A 17,650-nucleotide genomic window follows, 5' to 3' on the forward strand; every position below is an offset into this window, starting at 1 on the left:
TCATCACACTCCTAGGAAAGTAGTTAAGTCCTGTTCGAGCTTGCGCAATGCATTGCCACGATGACTGATCATCGCTTTTTCTTCTTTCGTCAACTCAGCAGCCGTTTGTCCACTTGCCGTGACGAACAATGGGTCATAACCGAAACCATTCGATCCCGTTGCTTCAAAACCGATTCGCCCTTCCATTGTTCCGCGTACCGTCAATGTTTCGCCTGTTGGTTTTGCTAGCGCGAGTACACAAACGAAGCGTGCCGTCCGCTCCTCTTCCGGAACACCTTCTAACTTTTCAAGTAGTAGAGCGTTGTTCGCTGCATCCGACTTTTCAAGACCCGCGAAGCGTGCCGAGTAGACACCTGGAGCGCCATCTAAAGCATCGACTTCAAGACCTGAATCGTCAGCAAGTACTGCGTGACCAAAGTAGGCTGCTGCTTCTGTTGCTTTTAAGAGTGCATTCTCCTCGAATGTTTCACCTGTCTCATCCGTTTCTTTAGCATCCGAATGATCGAGTAACGACTCGACTGTATAGCCGAGACGCCCAAGCATGCTTTCGAGTTCCTTCACTTTACCAGCGTTATGTGTTGCGACGATGACTTTCATTTATGTTCCCCCACTTCTTCTCCTACATACCACCACGAAACACCGAGTGCCTCGCGACCGGCTTCAATCAGTTCCTTAATACCTTTTTCCCCAAGTTCGAGCATTTCGAGCATCTCTTGACGGGAAAAGGTCGACTCTTCTCCTGTTGCTTGCATCTCGACGATTTTACCGGATGAGGTCATGACGAGATTGAAGTCGACTTCAGCTGCAGCATCCTCTTCGTAGCATAAATCAAGTAAGGCATTCGATTCGACAATTCCAACTGAGATGGCGGCGATGCCCTCTTTGATTGGTGTATCGGTCAGTTTTCCCGCTTGAATCAGTTGATCGATAGCTCGAACGAGTGCTAAAAATCCACCGGTGATCGATGCTGTTCGTGTTCCGCCATCAGCTTGAATGACGTCACAATCGATCCAGATCGTCCGTTCACCAAGTTTTTCTAGATCGACGACCGCCCGAAGCGATCGGCTAATGAGACGTTGGATTTCCATCGTCCGTCCCGTCTGTTTGCCGCGAACGGCTTCTCGTGCAGTCCGCTGAGCGGTTGCCCGCGGTAACATCGAATATTCCGCATTGATCCAGCCTTGGCGTTTTCCACGCAGAAATGGTGGTACCCTTTCCTCGACGGTCGCCGTGCAGAGGACTTTCGTATCACCCAGTTCAATCAAAATCGAACCTTCCGCGTGTTTATTGATGTCAACCGATAACTGTACTGGACGGAGATCGTCCGCCGTTCGTTGGTCTGTCCGCATTTAATCTTCCTCCGTTCCAAGGACGATGCGCTCCGCATGAATGGGCTGATCGAGCCAGTCCGTTGCAATTTGGTCGAATGAGCGGATATCGCCTGTCGCGTAATAACGATGTTCTGGTGTTTGTGTCACATCTGCTGAAATCGTGTTGTAGTCAAGTAGTGCTGCTACTTCGAGTGCGGTTTCATCCCCTGAAGAGATGAGTTGAACGCCTGGTCCGATGACCCGTCCAATGACATCTGCTAAGAGCGGATAATGGGTGCACCCGAGTATTAGTGTATCCATATCGTAATTCATCAAAGGTCGTAGCGTATTCGCAACGACACGTTCGACGTATGCGCCATCCGTCTGCATCGACTCGACGAGCGGAACGAATGGCGGGCACGCTAACGATTCAACGACGACTTGTCCTTCGACATGTCGTAACGCCTTCTCGTAGGAATTACTTGTAATCGTCATCTTCGTTCCGATGACACCGATTCGTTTCGTACGTGTCACCTTGACTGCTGCACGGGCACCCGGATCGATGACACCGATGACAGGTATATTTAAACGTTCTCGCGCTTCTTTTAAGACGACAGCCGTAGCTGTATTACAGGCGATCACGATCAATTTCACATCTTGTTGTACGAGATAATCAATCATCTCCCACGTAAACTCACGAATCTCTTCTTCTGGACGCGGGCCATACGGACAACGTAGTGTATCCCCGACATAGATGATTCGCTCATGGGGCAACTGTCGCATCAATTCACGTGCGACCGTCAATCCACCGACTCCGGAATCCAGTACTCCAATCGCTCGATTCACTCTTCTCCACCTCTTTCTCTCAATCTTATGGTAACAAAAAAGGACGACGGTGCAAGACCGGCGTCCGAGAATGTACGATTACAGGATTACTGAGCAAGACCTTCGCTAGTCAGCATATCTGAAAGAGTCGTGATTGCTTCAGAAGCATCGTCACCGTTTGCAACGATTTTGATATCTGAATCTTTCGCGATTCCGAGTGAAAGAACACCCATGATTGACTTCAAGTTGACAGTCTTTCCGTTGTATTCCAAGTTGATGTCTGATTGGAATTTAGATGCTGTGTTGACGAGCTGAGTAGCGGGACGAGCGTGAATGCCTGAATCCGCGATGACTTTGAATGTTTTTTCCATGATTAAGAAATCTCCCTTCACTAATAACGTACTAGTGAGTCGTTTTCGAATATGTGAACTCATTATCAAATGATAACGGATTCGAATCGATTCTGCAAGGAATTTTTATATGTCTCACTCCATGGGAATGCTTTCCCGGCACGATTGATTTGTACCATCGATGTCCGTCCTGTGAACATCAGTTCACCCTGCTCATCAAATGCCGCATAATGGACGTCACACGATGCACTTCCGACATGTACTGGGTACGCATAGACGGCGAGACGTGTCCGTGGATACACTTGGCGAATGTAATTACACTGGGCATCCGCAACGACGATGATCCCGTCTTCTGCAAGCGAGTATCCGGTCTCCTCTAACATCAATGTCCGAACGTCCTCGAAATAGACGAACGGTACCCGGTTATTCATATGACCATAGGCATCCGTCTCTGCAAAACGAACAGCGACGTCGAGTCGTGTTCCATGTTTCATTTGTTCAAGCCATGATTCGAGTTCTGGAATATAAGCTGGTACGCGCACAATCGGTTCCTCCTGTCTGAATGAAAAAAGAAGGAGCAGGCTCCTTCTTTAATAACTTATGAACTAACTGCTTCACCTGTCCGTCCTTCGTCACTACCGAAGAACTTCTTGAATGAGTGAAGTGTCGTTTGACGGTTCATCGCTGCGATCGAAGTCGTCAGCGGAATGCCTTTCGGACAAACCTCGACACAGTTTTGAGCATTACCGCACTGCATGATCCCGCCATCTTCCATCAACGCTTCAAGACGTTCTTCCTTATGGAAGGCACCTGTTGGATGCGAGTTGAATAGACGAACTTGCGAGATCGATGCTGGTCCGATGAACGTCGAACGATCGTTGACGTTCGGACATGCTTCGAGACACACGCCACATGTCATACATTTCGATAACTCATACGCCCATTGACGTTTGTTCTCTGGCATCCGTGGTCCTGGACCTAAGTCGTACGTTCCATCGATCGGAACCCATGCTTTAACCTTTTTCAACGCATCAAACATGCGCTGACGGTCGACTTGAAGGTCACGAACGATTGGGAATGTCTGCATCGGTTGAAGGCGGATCGGTTGTTCGAGTTTATCGACGAGTGCCGTACACGATTGACGTGGTGTACCGTTGATGACCATGGAACAAGCGCCACATACTTCTTCTAGACAACCCATATCCCAGTTGATCGGTGTCGTTTTTTCACCGGCTGCATTCACAGGATTACGACGAATCTCCATTAAAGCAGAGATGACGTTCATGTTCGGACGGTACGGAATTTCAAACGCTTCATCATACGGTTTACCATCAGGTCCATCTTGACGTTGAACGATGAATTGAACCGATTTTTGCGTAGTAGATGATTCGAGTGGTGTCGCCATTATGCTTTCACCTCTTTCTTCGACTTCTTACTGTAGTCGCGTTTCCGCGGTGGAATCAACGACGTGTCGACATCTTCATAGAAGATTTCTGGATGACCATTCGTATAACGAGCCATCGTCGTCTTCAAGAACTGTTCATCATTACGTTCCGGGAAGTCCGGTTTGTAGTGCGCCCCGCGACTCTCGTCACGTTTTAAGGCACCGAGCGTAATTGCTTCGGCTAGGTCGAGCATGTGATCGAGCTGACGGATGAACGATGCTCCTTGGTTACTCCAACGTGCTGTGTCCGTTGCCGAAATGCGCGTGAACCGATCACGAAGTTCCTTGATTTTCGTGAGTGTCTCTTCGAGCTTATCGTTATAACGGACGACCGTGACATTATCCGTCATGATTTCTCCAAGTTCACGGTGGATCTGATACGCGTTTTCTGTACCTTCCATCGATAAGATATCGTTAAAACGATTGATTTCTTCGATCTTATGCGCTTCGACGACGTCTTCGCTCATCTCATGAACCGATGTCTCAAGTTCACTCATATACGCGATCGCTGACGGTCCAGCGACCATTCCGCCGTATACCGCAGAGAGAAGCGAGTTCGCTCCGAGACGGTTACCACCGTGCATCGAATAATCACATTCACCAGCTGCGAACAATCCAGGGATGTTCGTCATCTGATCGTAGTCGACCCATAGTCCACCCATTGAATAGTGAACAGCCGGGAAAATCTTCATCGGTACTTTTCGTGGATCATCACCGACGAACTTTTCGTAGATTTCAAGGATTCCACCGAGTTTGACGTCGAGTTCTTTTGCGTCTTTATGTGATAGATCAAGATAAACCATGTTCTCCCCGTTGACGCCGAGTTTTTGATTGACACAGACGTCAAAAATCTCGCGTGTCGCGATATCTCGTGGGACAAGGTTTCCGTATGCCGGATATTTCTCTTCAAGGAAGTACCAAGGTTTACCGTCTTTATACGTCCAGACGCGACCGCCCTCACCACGTGCTGATTCACTCATGAGACGTAATTTATCATCCCCAGGAATCGCTGTCGGGTGAATCTGGATGAACTCACCGTTCGCATAGATCGCACCTTGACGATAGACAGCTGCTGCCGCTTGTCCTGTGTTGATAACCGAGTTCGTCGATTTTCCGAAGATGACCCCAGGACCACCTGTCGCGAGGATGACAGAATCCGCGGCAAATGCCTCGATTTCCATCGTCCGGAGGTTTTGACAAACCGCTCCACGACAGATGCCATTGTCATCGATGATGGCACGAAGGAATTCCCATCCTTCATATTTTTCTACCAAACCTTGCGCTTCGAACTTACGAACCTGTTCATCTAATGCGTACAATAACTGTTGCCCCGTCGTCGCTCCAGCGTATGCCGTCCGGTGATGCAACGTTCCTCCGAAGCGTCGGAAGTCGAGTAACCCTTCCGGTGTCCGGTTGAACATGACACCCATGCGGTCGAACATATGGATGATCTTCGGTGCTGCTTCCGCCATTTTTTGAACAGGTGGTTGATTTGCGAGGAAGTCTCCACCGTATACCGTGTCATCGAAATGCTGATATGGTGAATCCCCTTCCCCTTTCGTATTGACTGCTCCGTTGATGCCACCTTGTGCACAAACAGAGTGTGAGCGTTTGACGGGTACGAGTGAGAATAACTTAACTGGTACGCCTTGCTCTGCTGCTTTTATCGTAGCCATCAGACCGGCAAGCCCTCCGCCGATGATGACAAGATTCTTGTTCGCCATGTTGTCAGTTCCCCTTTCCTTACAACACGCCTGCAAACGTTAAGATCGAGCGTACGCCTACAAACGATAAACCGATGAATACGAGTGCTGCCACGTAAGACATCGCCCGTTGAGATGCTGGTGACTGCGTGATTCCCCAAGTAATACAGAACGTCCATAGTCCGTTCGCGAGGTGGAATGTCGTTGCCAAGATCCCGACGATATAGAACGCTAACATGAATCCGTTATCGACGATGTTCTGCATCATGCTCGCATCAACTTCTGTTCCCATCGCAGCGGCAATCCGAGTCTCCCAAACGTGCCATGTGATGAACACGACGAGGAACACTCCGCTAAACCGTTGCAAGACATACATCCAGTTCCGGAAATATGTATATCGTCCTGTGTTCGCAGAACCCGTGAATGCGATGTAAACACCGTAGACACCATGCAAGATGATTGGAATGAAGATGACAAAGATCTCTAAGAACAATCGATACGGAACGCTCCCCACAAATTCCGCGGCCTTATTGAAGTCTTCCTCACCACGTACGATGAAGTAGTTCGTCGTTAAGTGCGAAAGTAAAAATAACCCGATTGGAATGACGCCGAGCAGTGAGTGTATTTTACGACTCACGAAATCACGATGATTCGCCATCCAAATCCCCCCTTTTGTTTGCCAATCAACCGTTGGCGCATTTTGGTAGAAAAGCGCTTTCATAAGGAAATTCGTCTTTTCATCACTTATTCTACTCCTGTCCTTTTTAGAAGACAACCCGAGCCGTTGCATTTAACTGCAAATTTTTTCAGGAAAACAATGACCTGCTAGAATCATCTCGGTATAATGGTTGGCAGATAGGAGTGAATCATGATGGATGTTACACCAAACCAAACACCACTTTTCGGAATCGAACTGATCCGGGATTATGTGTTAACCGATCTTCTAGGATCGGATTATCGGCAAGTCATCTACTGGGCAGGTAAACGTCTCGCGCGTCAATTCCCTGTCGTGGATGAATCTGAATTGGCCTCATTCTTTGAACAAGCCGGTTGGGGAATGCTCGAAATCAAGAAACGTAAAGGAACGGTCATCTCGTTCGTACTGTCTCCTCCTGATACGACGAGAGATGAACGGCCACAAGGCTACTTTCAACTCGAAGCCGGTTTCCTCGCTGAACAGTTTTCTCGTTTTAACGGATGTGTTGCGGAAGGATATGCTGAGACGAGTAAAGAGTTTGTTCAAATCACGGTCCAAATCGATCCAAAAGATCCACTCGAACCAATCGGTCGAACTTTACATAGAATGTGACAGGAATCTTTATTTTCAACATCGAAATAGATTCATGAAACTTTTTGTAGCAAGTGATCGTAAAATCATGCGTACACAAATTGCGAGGAGGAACTTTACATGTTCAAAAAACTAGCAGCAGATTTAACGGGATTCAGTGATATCGGACAAGTCATTCATCCTGATGATTTCGACAAGGCAGCCGCTGACGATTATGTTTTACATGAAGACGGCGAAAAAATCTATTTCTTGATCAAGTCCAAATCTGACGAGTATTGCTTTACGAACTTAGCCTTGATTCACCTTGATGGAGAAAGTGCTGTCAGTTCAAAACGTGTACTCTACCGCTATCCATATGCACATTATCCAATTCGCCACGTCATGTTCGAAACGGCCGGAACAGTCGACCTCGATGTCGAGATCAAGTTCGAGATTGGTGGCAAACATTATTCGATCGACGTTGATAAAAAACAACTGGAGCATGTAAAGGATCTGTATAAGACATTACTTGCCATCGCTGAAAAACAATACGAAGGACAAAAGATGCTCGAGTTCGCGAATAGCTCATTAAATCATTCGGTCACGATTCTCGGTGGTCTTCGCCAAGGCGACATGAATGTTCCGCAAACATTCAAGGAGTTGTCTGAACAATCCTTCGAGTGGCTTCAAGGTCACTACCATCAGTGGAACCAGCGTGATTTCGGTTCGTACTACGAGAAGTACATCAACAACTAATGCCATAAAAAAGCCGCTCTCTTCACGAGGACGGCCTTTTTTCATTCTTCATTCGCTTGGCTTAAATACTCAGCAACGGTTTCCGCTAATTTCACAGGCAATCCTGCCTCAGCCAACTGTTCGATCGTCGCACGTCTTAGACTACGCATCGACCCGAAATGACGGATCAGCTGTTGGCGTCGTTTTGGTCCGACTCCTGGTATCTCATCGAGCAAGGAACGGGTCATCCCTTTCGAACGAAGCGAGCGGTGGAATGTGATCGCGAATCGGTGGACCTCATCTTGCATACGCTGAAGTAAATAAAATGCACTTGAGCGAGGGCTGAGTTCGATCAATCGCGCATCTTCTCCAAACAACAACTGACTCGTCCGGTGTTTGTCATCTTTTTTTAATGAGCCGACCGGCAGGGATAGGCCGAGTTCATCTTGAATGACTTCTAAAGCAGCATTCAACTGTCCGACTCCTCCATCAATCAGGACGAGATCCGGAAGGCGCGCTCCCTCAAGTAACAAGCGTCGATAACGCCGACGAACGATTTCCCGCATCGATTCATAGTCATCCGGTCCTTGAACCGTCCGAATCTTGAACTTCCGGTATTCTTTTTTCAGTGGTTTACCGTCTTCAAAGACGACGAGCGCCGAAACGGCATCCGCTCCTTGGATGTTCGCATTATCGATGATCTCGATTCGGGATAATGGATGAACATTGATTGCATCAGCGAGTTCTTCTACTGCCTGAACGGTCCGTTTCTCATCCCGCGCGAGTAGTTCGAAACGTTCCGAAATCGCGTTTTCAGCATTTTTCGTTGCTAAATCAAGTAATTTCCGTTTTGATCCTCGGACCGGAACATGAATTTTGATCGAGAGCGCCTCTTTGAGCAGAAGTTGATTAACGAGTGGTGGTACATACAGTTCACTTGGTTTGATGTTCTTCTCATAGAACTGGACGATGAAACTCTCGAGTTCCTCTGCTGGTGTTCCGTAGATTGGGAAGAGCGAGACATCACGTTCAATCATCTTTCCGCCGCGGAGGAAGAAGACTTGGACACACATCCAGCCTTTATCAACGTGGATCCCGAATACATCGCGTGATGTCAAATCTGCTGTAATCATGTTTTGCTTGTTCATGATCGACTCAATGGCTCGGACCTGATCCCGTAATTCTCCGGCACGCTCGAATTCCATCGTCTCAGCTGCTTCCGCCATCTTGTGCTTCAAGCTTTCGACGAGTTCCTTCGTGTCTCCGGACAAAAAACGTCGAATTTCCGAAACGAGCGCTTTTTGTTCTGACTCGAGATCCGGGATTTCGCATGGACCGAGACACTGACCGATATGGTAATACAGACAGAGCTTCTTCGGCATCGGCTGGCATTTGCGTAGCGGATATAAACGATCTAACAGACGTTTCGTTTCGTTCGCTGCATATGCATTCGGGTAAGGACCAAAATAATGTCCGCCATCCTTCTTCAACTTACGCGTCGTAATCAAGCGCGGATATGTCTCATTCGTAATCTTCAGATAAGGATAGGATTTGTCATCTTTCAACATGATATTGTACTTCGGATCATGTTTCTTAATAAGCGTCATCTCAAGCAATAACGCTTCTAGTTCACTCGCTGTAATAATGTATTCAAAATCACGAACTTCCGCAACGAGGCGTTCCGTCTTGATATCATGTGCTCCTGTGAAATAGGAACGGACACGGTTCTTGAGATTTTTTGCTTTTCCGACATAAATGACTTCACCAAATTCATTTTTGTGTAGATAACATCCCGGCTCATCAGGCAAAAGGGATAATTTCGCTTTGATATGTTCTTGATGTCCCAAATAAATGTCTCCTTTCACCGTTTTTAGTTTTATTCGTTCGGGTAAATACCATACATTGATTATGACATACGGAGGATGAAAAATGCGTACATATGATTGCATTGTGATTGGAACAGGTTCCGCTGGAAATCAAGCGGCTTATAAATTTGCTGAAAAAGGACTACGTGTTGCCATCGTTGAAAATTTCACGCCAGGGGGCACATGTGCCCAACGTGGGTGTGACGCTAAAAAAATTCTGCTGACGGGTAGTGAGACGAAGGATGCGGTCGAGCGCTTGCTCGGATATGGCGTAAAGGGATTAATTTCAATCGATTGGCGCCAGTTGATGGAGCGCAAGAATGAATACACGCGCGCCATTCCGGAACAAACACGAAAACGATACGAGGAAACGGACATCGACTATTTCCACGGCGAACCCCGCTTCGTCTCTTCACACCGTCTCCAAATTGGTGAAGAAGAAATCGAAGGGAAACAATTCCTGATCGCAACTGGTTTACGCCCTCGCGAGTTATCTGTACCCGGTAGTGAACGTTTTATAACGAGTAATGAATTTTTGGAACTAAAAGACCTCCCACGTCGACTCGTCTGTATTGGTGGCGGGTACATCTCGTTCGAGTTCGCGCATCTTGCTCGGATTGCTGGTGCAGACGTCACGATTGTTTTACGTTCTAACCCCTTAAAACAATTCGAGAGTGAACTCGTCGATGTCTTACTCGATGCTACGCAAGCACTTGGCATCTCGATCATCAAAGAAGCAGAGGTCGTCGCTTACGAAGAGGAATCACTTCGTTTATCGAACGGTGACGTGTTGAAGACGGACGTCGTCTTGAATGCGACTGGACGTGTCGCAAGTATCGACCAACTCGGACTCGAAGAAATCGGTGTTTCCCATAATGAAAAAGGAATCCATGTCAATGCGTACCTGCAGTCTTCTGTCGAACATATCTATGCCGCAGGAGATGTCGCTGTCAGCGGGAATCCCGCGTTGACGCCGTTTGCTGGAACCGAAGGACGACTCGCTGCCGATAACATGCTCGAAGGGAATAACCGGAAACTGGAACTGCTCCCTGTACCTAGCGTCGTATTCACTGCGCCGAACCTTGCCCTCGTCGGTGAAACGGAAGTTTCCTTAAAAAAAGCAGGTATTCCGTACCGTGGTCGCTTGATTGATACGTCCTCTTGGCAAACGAACGCACGCATCAAGGATAATTTTGCTCGGGCGAAAGTGCTCGTGGGGGAAGAGGATCAAGTACTAGGCGCACACTTCATTGGTGTCAATGCGGCGGAACTCGCAAATTATTTCTCGTTTGCGATGCAACACCGGATCACTAGTACTTCGATGCAACAGACTGGATTTGCTTACCCGACACCTGCTTCAGACATTGCTTCGTTATTCGAGGATTGATAGGAGGCTTTTTGATGATTCAATACGGCTATACGATTTTATACGTTGAAGACACTGCACGGACGCTGACATTCTATCGAGACGTTCTTGGCTTATCCGTCAAAGCGGAGCACGGAAGCTACATTGAGTTCGAGACCGGTCAGACAACACTTGCCTTCAATACTCGTGAAGACGTGCAACGGTTGATTCCGGATTACACGATCCCAAGCGGAAAAGCGCAGCAGACGTTAGAGATTGGTTTCGTCACGGATGACGTCCCTATGCTTTTTCAAAAGGTGGAAGCTGCCGGATACAAGACCGTACTCACGCCTGTTGAAAAACCATGGGGGCAAGTCGTTGCGTACGTGCTTGATCCGGATGGTCACCTCATCGAACTTTGCACACCTATGTAATCTAAAAAAACAGACCGTTCTGCCTGTGCAGAACGGTCTGTTTTGATATGCAGGAAAGAATTAGTTAGATGTTTCAACGAATTCTTTAAGTGCGTCTTTTGGCATGAAGCCCATTGTTTTGTTGACAGGTTGTCCATCCTTGAAGAGAACGAGTGTCGGGATACTTTGAACTTGGAATGCTCCAGCTACTTCTGGGTTTGCATCTACGTCAACTTTAACGATTTTTACATCTTGCATGTCAGCATCGAGTTCTTCAAGAACTGGTGCGAGCATACGACATGGTCCACACCATGTTGCCCAAAAATCAACAAGGACGAGTCCTTCTTGTGTTTCTTCTTTAAATGATTGGCTAGTTGCGTGTACGATTGCCATTGATCATAACCTCCTAATGAGTAGATCAACCCGTTAAAAAAATGGGTGATCTCTTTATTGATTCGAGTATATCATAGCAGTCTCTTCCAACAAACGAAACTGCTCACGTGAAGAATTCGTAAAAAATAACCGGTACCATCTGCATGGCACCGGTACATTCACTCATCCGTGAACAAGCATTTTTTTGAATTCAGCTGTCAATAGTGGCACGACATCGAACAAATCTCCGACGATGCCATAGTCCGCGACAGAGAAGATGTTCGCTTCCGGGTCCTTATTGATCGCAACGATCACTTTGGCATTTGACATCCCTGCTAAGTGTTGGATCGCACCTGAGATCCCACACGCGATATAAAGATCCGGTGTAACGACTTTACCCGTCTGACCGATTTGAAGCGCATAATCGCAGTAGTCTGCATCACAAGCACCACGCGAAGCACCAACTGCTCCTCCAAGGACATCCGCTAGTTCTTCTAACGGTGCGAAGCCGTCTGAGCTTTTGACACCGCGCCCACCCGCAACGATGACTTTTGCCTCTGATAAATCAACACCACCTGTTGCTTTACGTACGATGTCTGCGACGATCGTCCGTAAATCCTTCAGTTCGACCCTGACCGACTCAACGGTTCCTTGTGAACTCCCCGTTTCGAGCGGATCGATGTTGTTCGGACGGACCGTAAAGAGTGTCTTGCCTTCTGCGACTTTGACTTTCTCGAATGCTTTCCCTGAGTAGATCGGTCGGATGAAAGTTGCTTCCGCGCCTTCCCCTTCAATCGCCGTCACATCACTGATCAAACCGGCTTGTAGTTTTGCCGCGATCTTCGGTGATAAATCCTTACCGAGCGACGTATGACCGAAGACGAGCACGTCAGGTGACGTCCGGTTCATCAACTCGAGAAAGACTTGTCCATAACCGTCTGGCGTGTAGTGTAGAAGACGCTCATCCTCGACGACGAGGACTTGATCCGCTCCGCGTGATGCTAATGCGTCGGCATCCTTAGCGACATCGTGTCCAATCAGGACTGCGATGACTTCATCCGCGACACGTCGCGCTGCTGCGATTGCCTCAAACGACACATTCCGTAAACTGCCATCCCGTGATTCTGCGAGTACTAATGCTTTTGTCATTCGTTTCTCCCCCTTAGACCACTTTTGCTTCGTTGCGTAATAATGATGCGAGCTGCGCGACTTGCTCGTTTAGTTCACCTTCGAGAATCTTACCGGCTGCTTTGTTCGGTGGTAAGAAACGTTCAATCGTCTCTAGACGTGGTGCAAGTTCATCTTCATCGAGTTCAAGATCATCGAGTTCGAGTTCTTCAAGCGGCTTCTTTTTCGCTTTCATGATCCCTGGAAGACTTGGATAGCGTGGCTCATTCAGTCCTTGCTGCGCAGTCACGAGTAACGGAAGTGTTGTTTCAATCGTTTCTGTATCCCCTTCAGCGTCACGTGTCACGACAGCCTTCGTGCCGTCAAGTTCGAGTTTTGTGATCGTCGTCACGTAAGGAATATCGAGCAATTCTGCGACGCGTGGTGCCACTTGACCACTTCCGCCATCAACTGCGACGTTTCCAGCGATGATAAGATCGACTGTCTGTTCTTTTAAATAACCAGCAAGTACTTCAGAAATCGTGAAATGATCCGCCTCTTCGATGTCATCCTCAATCGAGATGCGTACTGCTTGATCCGCTCCCATTGCGAGTGCTGTTCGTAATTCTTTGTCCGCGTCTTCCGGACCGACCGTCACGATCGTCACAGTTCCCCCTTGTGCATCACGGACACGAATCGCCTCTTCTACCGCATATTCATCATATGGGTTAATGATGAACTCAGCCCCATCCTCATCGATTTGACCATTTTCGAGTTGGATTGCTTCTTCCGTATCGAATGTGCGTTTCAACAGTACATAGATTTCCATCTCATGCTCCCCCTTATCGTCTATTCACCATCATTCTTTGTATCCGCTTACATAATTGTTGTCATGAAAAGGGCTTAACTCAGCCCTTTGATCAACATCCGATGGATCCCGTCGCGTGTCTCAAGCAACTCATATTTGAATCCACTTGCCATCCAGCTCGTCACGACCTCATCGATTGTTCCGAAGATCATCTGACGCGCTAACCGATAATCGAGTTCGTTTGAAAACTCGCCTGTCGTCATCCCGTGCTTGATGACACGGTCAATCAGATGCAGGTACGGTTTCAAGACGGCGGCAATGTTTTGGCGCATGTCTTGATTGGATTGACGTAGCTCGATTTGCGTGACGACAGCCAAATCATAATCAACGGATAATTGCTCAAGATGTGCCTCGATCAATGCGGCCAATTGTTCTGTTGCTGACGTGTGATTCGCGATTTGTCCTTCGGAATATTCGATGAAGCTTCCCATTTTCGCTTGGAATAGCGAAATCAGCAGGTGTTCTTTATTCTTGAAGTACAGATAGATCGTTCCATCCGCAACACCGGCTTCCTTTGCGATGGCGGTCACCTTCGCTCCATGGTAGCCGTTTTTAGCGATGACTTTTACGGCGGCATCAATGATGCGGTCACTCTTTGACATTGTTCGTTTCATTCCACTATCTCCTAACGCATAAAATGAATGATGGTTCATTCATATTTATTCTATCATGCCATTTTGTCCTGTCAACTGCTTTCTTCGAGTTGTTTGGCACGTTCTTCTTCAACAAGAACACGACGGAGAATCTTCCCGACGAACGTCTTCGGTAACTCTTGTCGGAATTCGTACTGCTTTGGCACTTTAAATGACGCTAACTGTTTACGACAGAATTGATCAAGCTCTTCTTCTGTGACCGTCATCTCATCCTTGACGACGATGAACGCCTTGACGGTCTCTCCACGATAGGCATCCGGAACACCGATGACGACGGCTTCCTTGACGGCCGGATGCTCGTACAAGATTTCTTCGACTTCACGTGGATAAATATTAAATCCGGAAGCAATGATTAAATCCTTTTTCCGATCAACGATCCGGAAGTAATGATCTTCGCCGATATAGCCAAGGTCTCCCGTGTGCAACCAACCGTTTCGAAGAACAGCTTGCGTCTCTTCTGGTCGTTTCCAGTATCCTTTCATGACTTGCGGACCTGTGACGATGATCTCACCGATCTCACCAGGAGTTGCGGGTGTCTCTCCATCCGCTTGGACGATTTTCGCTTGCGTATCGGGTACCGGAATACCAACCGTTCCAGGAATCCGGCGATCCCAGATACAGTTCGTATGCGTCACCGGACTCGTCTCAGACAAACCATATCCTTCAACGATTCGTCCGCCCGTTAATGCTTCGAATTTTTCCTGGACTTCGACCGGCAGTGGAGCTGAACCTGAAATACAAGCTTCGATTGAAGACAGATCATATTTCTTTAGCTTCGGATGGTTCAACAGACCGACATACATCGTCGGTGCACCAGGGAACAGATTTGGTTTTTCCTTATGAATCATTTTCAATACTTGTTCGATGTCGAATTTTGGAACGATGATTTGCTCATAGGCATTAAAAATACCGAAATTGAGGTTACATGTCATGCCATAGACATGGAAATACGGAACGACAGCTAACAGTTTTCGTCCATCTCCCCGCTCATATTTATAAAACCATTTGTCGATTTGCTCGACATTCGCACTCAGGTTATAGTGCGTCAGCATGACACCTTTTGGAGCACCTGTCGTTCCACCCGTATATTGAAGAACCGCGACATCTTCTTTCGGTTGAATCGCAACCGGTGTAATCGGTTCATAACCACGTAGCGATAAAAATGGAATCGAACCCGTCGTATCGATGACGATGTTGTTATCTTTCCGTGCTTTAATGGGATACAGTTTATTTTTAGGGAAGGGAAGATAATCCGCGATGCTTGTTGTCACGACCGTTTTGAGTGCCGTCGCCGCTTTGACGCGAGATGCTTTCGGATAAAGTAGGTCGAGGGTCACGAGCAGATGTGCACCTGAATCGATGAGGATCTGTTCGAGTTCACGGTCCGTATAGAGCGGATTCACCTGCACGACGATTCCACCAGCATAGAGGACAGCATAATAACTGATCATATACTGGGGACAGTTCGGTAACATCAGTCCGACACGATCTCCTTTTTTGAGGCCATGCTCTTGAAGTAAACTTCCGAGTGCATGTGCTTCGTCGCACACTTCACGAAACGTCATACGTTTCCCTAAGAAACTTAAGGCACGTTGTTCTGGAAAATCAGTCGCTGCCTCATCAAGTGCCTGATAAAGAGGTATTTCTCGGTAATCAATCGATACGGGTACTTGCTTTGGATAATCAGATAACCAAACGGATTCCATACGTTTCCCTCCCTGATAATGAATTACTATTCATTTTCATTATACGTTGATTTGAATTCGACATGCCAGTAAAATCCAAAAAAAGAAATTGAATCTGCTTGTTTTTTTGGTTATTTCAATCAAAATTTTAATACTAAAAAAGCAGCACCTCCCTTTCTCGATTTCCGAAAAAGAGAGGTGCTACTTTTGAATCCATATTACCGGGAGGGATATGTGAATCCTTCCCCGATGACTTCTCGCACTTTATGAATGACGACGAAGGCGCGGGGATCCGCTGCTTCGACGATTTGTTTCAACGGTGCCAGTTGTCGTTTATCGACGATCATATACAACATGTCATTCTTTTGTTTCGTGAAATGACCATGACTGTGGATGACAGTTGCGCTACGTCCGAGCGTCTCCGTCAGAATCGTCGCGATTTCTTCTTGGCGATGGCTAATGATCGTGACCGCTTCGCGGACATTCAATCCTTCACTGACGAGATCAATCAAATACGAACCGATGATAATTGCAATTAACGTGTACAGCATCGTCTCTTCTCCAAATAGAAAACCTGACGCACCGACAACGGCGACATCGATGATGAACATCGAGACTGCGATACTGAGATTCAAGTATTTATTCATCAGTCGAGCGATAATGACACCACCGCCCGTCGTTCCTCCCGCACGAATGACGAGTCCGATTCCGACACCAATCAAAATACCCGCATAGACCGTACCAATCAAACGGCTATCCGATGATGTCGCAAGGTTTGCTGTCGAAGAGAGGACAAACGATGTGACGGCGACTGAGATGACTGAGTAAAGCATCGTCTTCCGGCTAAGGAATCGATAACCGACAACGAACAGCAAAGCGTTCGCAAGCAAGGAGACAAGTCCCGTATCCCAACCGTAAAGATAGTAGAAAATGACCGTGATCCCAATCAATCCACCTTCTGAGAGATCATTTGGAATCGTAAAGTAGTTGATTCCAAATGCGAGAATCGACGACCCGATGATAACCCAGAAGATGTCCTTCCAAGAAATCAATTGCATCGCCTCAAAAGCACGGCGTCTCGTTTCTGTCGTTGTTGATGTTTTTCGTACGTTCATATGCGTTCCTCCTTTTTTGATTAGGCGTGGCTCAATAAAAATTCCGTACTGAAACGATGTCAGTACGGAATGATCACACGGTAAGACCGGTTCTTTTAATTAAATACAATCCAGAGGATACCGACAACCAAAAAGGCGATCGAAACCCCGAACATGATTTTCGCTAAACGTTCTAACACGGATTCACCCCACTAACGCTGATCCGATGACGTAGGACATGCCGATCGATAAAGCGCATGAAATGATACCGACAGCAATGTTGCCATTCTCGATTTCACGGTCTACCGGCAAATTCGGTGTCAGGAATTCAAAGATCCAATATGTCGATATCAACAATAAGAAGCCAAAGGCACTTTCAAGAAATATCGACCCGACTCGTTCTTCCCCTTGAACAGCGAAATGAACGATATTGGCGAGTCCGATGATTTTTCCACCTGTTGCTAACGCAACGGCGATGTTGCCACTCTTGATATGTTCCCAGTTTTTATACCGGGTTGTCAACTCAAAAAGTGCAAGCCCCAAAATGATCAGTAATCCCGCGACCGAATAGAGCGCTGTCGTATAGACATAGACGTTCTCAAAAATGTTCATCT

The 17,650-nt window shown here is 47.2% G+C and carries 20 protein-coding genes; 4 read left to right on the forward strand and 16 right to left on the reverse strand.

Going from position 1 to position 17,650, the window contains the following annotated elements:
• Positions 1-3: 3 nt before the first annotated feature.
• The 8 genes from B3S86_RS09590 to B3S86_RS09625 form a co-directional block, all read right to left on the reverse strand.
• Complete coding sequence (locus B3S86_RS09590) at positions 4-597, reverse strand: XTP/dITP diphosphatase (protein ID WP_056062611.1); 594 nt, start codon at positions 595-597, stop codon at positions 4-6.
• Positions 594-1,349 (reverse strand): ribonuclease PH, encoded by a 756-nt coding sequence (gene rph, locus B3S86_RS09595; protein WP_035406394.1) that lies wholly within the window; start codon positions 1,347-1,349, stop codon positions 594-596. The genes B3S86_RS09590 and rph overlap by 4 nt, the downstream gene beginning before the upstream one ends.
• Positions 1,350-2,156, reverse strand: a complete 807-nt coding sequence (racE, locus tag B3S86_RS09600; protein WP_035406391.1) for a glutamate racemase — start codon at positions 2,154-2,156, stop codon at positions 1,350-1,352.
• Positions 2,157-2,242: 86 nt separating this feature from the next.
• Entirely contained in the window at positions 2,243-2,506 is a 264-nt protein-coding gene (locus B3S86_RS09605) for a phosphocarrier protein HPr (protein ID WP_012371023.1), read from the reverse strand.
• Positions 2,507-2,571: 65 nt separating this feature from the next.
• Positions 2,572-3,027 carry an acyl-CoA thioesterase gene (locus tag B3S86_RS09610; RefSeq protein ID WP_035406388.1) on the reverse strand — a complete coding sequence of 152 codons (456 nt, stop codon included), beginning with the start codon at positions 3,025-3,027 and terminating at the stop codon, positions 2,572-2,574.
• 56 nt (positions 3,028-3,083) lie between these two features.
• Positions 3,084-3,890, reverse strand: a complete 807-nt coding sequence (gene sdhB / locus B3S86_RS09615; RefSeq protein ID WP_023468986.1) for a succinate dehydrogenase iron-sulfur subunit — start codon at positions 3,888-3,890, stop codon at positions 3,084-3,086.
• Positions 3,890-5,653 carry a succinate dehydrogenase flavoprotein subunit gene (gene sdhA / locus B3S86_RS09620; RefSeq protein ID WP_056062614.1) on the reverse strand — a complete coding sequence of 588 codons (1,764 nt, stop codon included), beginning with the start codon at positions 5,651-5,653 and terminating at the stop codon, positions 3,890-3,892. The genes sdhB and sdhA overlap by 1 nt, the downstream gene beginning before the upstream one ends.
• A gap of 19 nt (positions 5,654-5,672) precedes the next feature.
• On the reverse strand, positions 5,673-6,290 hold the full coding sequence (locus tag B3S86_RS09625) for a succinate dehydrogenase cytochrome b558 subunit (RefSeq protein ID WP_035406385.1): 618 nt from the start codon (positions 6,288-6,290) through the stop codon (positions 5,673-5,675).
• Positions 6,291-6,503: 213 nt separating this feature from the next.
• On the opposite strand from B3S86_RS09625, the gene B3S86_RS09630 reads away from it, so the two are divergent.
• Both B3S86_RS09630 and B3S86_RS09635 read left to right on the forward strand, forming a co-directional pair.
• Positions 6,504-6,941, forward strand: coding sequence for a YslB family protein (locus B3S86_RS09630; protein ID WP_035406382.1), 438 nt, complete (start codon positions 6,504-6,506; stop codon positions 6,939-6,941).
• Positions 6,942-7,040: 99 nt separating this feature from the next.
• Entirely contained in the window at positions 7,041-7,655 is a 615-nt protein-coding gene (locus B3S86_RS09635) for a PH domain-containing protein (RefSeq protein WP_023468990.1), read from the forward strand.
• Between the two features lie 41 nt (positions 7,656-7,696).
• On the opposite strand, the gene uvrC is transcribed toward B3S86_RS09635, so the two are convergent.
• Entirely contained in the window at positions 7,697-9,481 is a 1,785-nt protein-coding gene (gene uvrC / locus B3S86_RS09640; protein WP_290751902.1) for an excinuclease ABC subunit UvrC, read from the reverse strand.
• A gap of 82 nt (positions 9,482-9,563) precedes the next feature.
• Between uvrC and B3S86_RS09645 the strand changes: the two genes are divergently transcribed.
• Positions 9,564-10,886 (forward strand): dihydrolipoyl dehydrogenase family protein, encoded by a 1,323-nt coding sequence (locus tag B3S86_RS09645; RefSeq protein WP_290751905.1) that lies wholly within the window; start codon positions 9,564-9,566, stop codon positions 10,884-10,886.
• Positions 10,887-10,897: 11 nt separating this feature from the next.
• Positions 10,898-11,278, forward strand: coding sequence for a VOC family protein (locus B3S86_RS09650; protein WP_414651172.1), 381 nt, complete (start codon positions 10,898-10,900; stop codon positions 11,276-11,278).
• A 60-nt stretch (positions 11,279-11,338) separates the two neighbouring features.
• Here the strand turns inward: B3S86_RS09650 and trxA are convergent, their stop codons facing one another.
• The 7 genes from trxA to B3S86_RS09685 all read right to left on the reverse strand — a co-directional run bounded on the left by trxA (position 11,339) and on the right by B3S86_RS09685 (position 17,648).
• Positions 11,339-11,650 carry a thioredoxin gene (gene trxA / locus B3S86_RS09655; protein ID WP_023468994.1) on the reverse strand — a complete coding sequence of 104 codons (312 nt, stop codon included), beginning with the start codon at positions 11,648-11,650 and terminating at the stop codon, positions 11,339-11,341.
• A 162-nt stretch (positions 11,651-11,812) separates the two neighbouring features.
• Positions 11,813-12,778, reverse strand: coding sequence for an electron transfer flavoprotein subunit alpha/FixB family protein (locus tag B3S86_RS09660; protein ID WP_290751911.1), 966 nt, complete (start codon positions 12,776-12,778; stop codon positions 11,813-11,815).
• Between the two features lie 13 nt (positions 12,779-12,791).
• Positions 12,792-13,565, reverse strand: a complete 774-nt coding sequence (locus B3S86_RS09665) for an electron transfer flavoprotein subunit beta/FixA family protein (protein ID WP_035406369.1) — start codon at positions 13,563-13,565, stop codon at positions 12,792-12,794.
• A gap of 74 nt (positions 13,566-13,639) precedes the next feature.
• Positions 13,640-14,218 (reverse strand): TetR/AcrR family transcriptional regulator, encoded by a 579-nt coding sequence (locus B3S86_RS09670; RefSeq protein ID WP_052018985.1) that lies wholly within the window; start codon positions 14,216-14,218, stop codon positions 13,640-13,642.
• A 71-nt stretch (positions 14,219-14,289) separates the two neighbouring features.
• Complete coding sequence (locus tag B3S86_RS09675; RefSeq protein WP_056062630.1) at positions 14,290-15,963, reverse strand: AMP-binding protein; 1,674 nt, start codon at positions 15,961-15,963, stop codon at positions 14,290-14,292.
• 197 nt (positions 15,964-16,160) lie between these two features.
• Positions 16,161-17,057 carry a YitT family protein gene (locus B3S86_RS09680; RefSeq protein ID WP_035406360.1) on the reverse strand — a complete coding sequence of 299 codons (897 nt, stop codon included), beginning with the start codon at positions 17,055-17,057 and terminating at the stop codon, positions 16,161-16,163.
• A 183-nt stretch (positions 17,058-17,240) separates the two neighbouring features.
• On the reverse strand, positions 17,241-17,648 hold the full coding sequence (locus tag B3S86_RS09685) for a DUF350 domain-containing protein (protein ID WP_023469001.1): 408 nt from the start codon (positions 17,646-17,648) through the stop codon (positions 17,241-17,243).
• Between the last annotated feature and the right edge of the window lie 2 nt (positions 17,649-17,650).

It is taken from the genome of Exiguobacterium sp. UBA3968 (genome assembly GCF_002385115.1).
GTDB lineage: Bacteria > Bacillota > Bacilli > Exiguobacteriales > Exiguobacteriaceae > Exiguobacterium_A.

Excerpts from the sequence above, each read along its gene's own strand:
- sdhA (WP_056062614.1), bottom strand. The coding sequence starts at position 5,653 with ATGGCGAACAAGAATCTTGTCATCATCGGCGGAGGGCTTGCCGGTCTG.
- B3S86_RS09590 (WP_056062611.1), bottom strand. The coding sequence starts at position 597 with ATGAAAGTCATCGTCGCAACACATAACGCTGGTAAAGTGAAGGAACTC.
- B3S86_RS09605 (WP_012371023.1), bottom strand. The coding sequence starts at position 2,506 with ATGGAAAAAACATTCAAAGTCATCGCGGATTCAGGCATTCACGCTCGT.
- rph (WP_035406394.1), bottom strand. The coding sequence starts at position 1,349 with ATGCGGACAGACCAACGAACGGCGGACGATCTCCGTCCAGTACAGTTA.
- B3S86_RS09665 (WP_035406369.1), bottom strand. The coding sequence starts at position 13,565 with ATGGAAATCTATGTACTGTTGAAACGCACATTCGATACGGAAGAAGCA.
- B3S86_RS09630 (WP_035406382.1), top strand. The coding sequence starts at position 6,504 with ATGGATGTTACACCAAACCAAACACCACTTTTCGGAATCGAACTGATC.
- B3S86_RS09645 (WP_290751905.1), top strand. The coding sequence starts at position 9,564 with ATGCGTACATATGATTGCATTGTGATTGGAACAGGTTCCGCTGGAAAT.
- B3S86_RS09635 (WP_023468990.1), top strand. The coding sequence starts at position 7,041 with ATGTTCAAAAAACTAGCAGCAGATTTAACGGGATTCAGTGATATCGGA.
- sdhB (WP_023468986.1), bottom strand. The coding sequence starts at position 3,890 with ATGGCGACACCACTCGAATCATCTACTACGCAAAAATCGGTTCAATTC.
- B3S86_RS09685 (WP_023469001.1), bottom strand. The coding sequence starts at position 17,648 with ATGAACATTTTTGAGAACGTCTATGTCTATACGACAGCGCTCTATTCG.
- trxA (WP_023468994.1), bottom strand. The coding sequence starts at position 11,650 with ATGGCAATCGTACACGCAACTAGCCAATCATTTAAAGAAGAAACACAA.
- B3S86_RS09625 (WP_035406385.1), bottom strand. The coding sequence starts at position 6,290 with ATGGCGAATCATCGTGATTTCGTGAGTCGTAAAATACACTCACTGCTC.
- B3S86_RS09660 (WP_290751911.1), bottom strand. The coding sequence starts at position 12,778 with ATGACAAAAGCATTAGTACTCGCAGAATCACGGGATGGCAGTTTACGG.
- B3S86_RS09670 (WP_052018985.1), bottom strand. The coding sequence starts at position 14,218 with ATGAAACGAACAATGTCAAAGAGTGACCGCATCATTGATGCCGCCGTA.
- B3S86_RS09675 (WP_056062630.1), bottom strand. The coding sequence starts at position 15,963 with ATGGAATCCGTTTGGTTATCTGATTATCCAAAGCAAGTACCCGTATCG.
- B3S86_RS09680 (WP_035406360.1), bottom strand. The coding sequence starts at position 17,057 with ATGAACGTACGAAAAACATCAACAACGACAGAAACGAGACGCCGTGCT.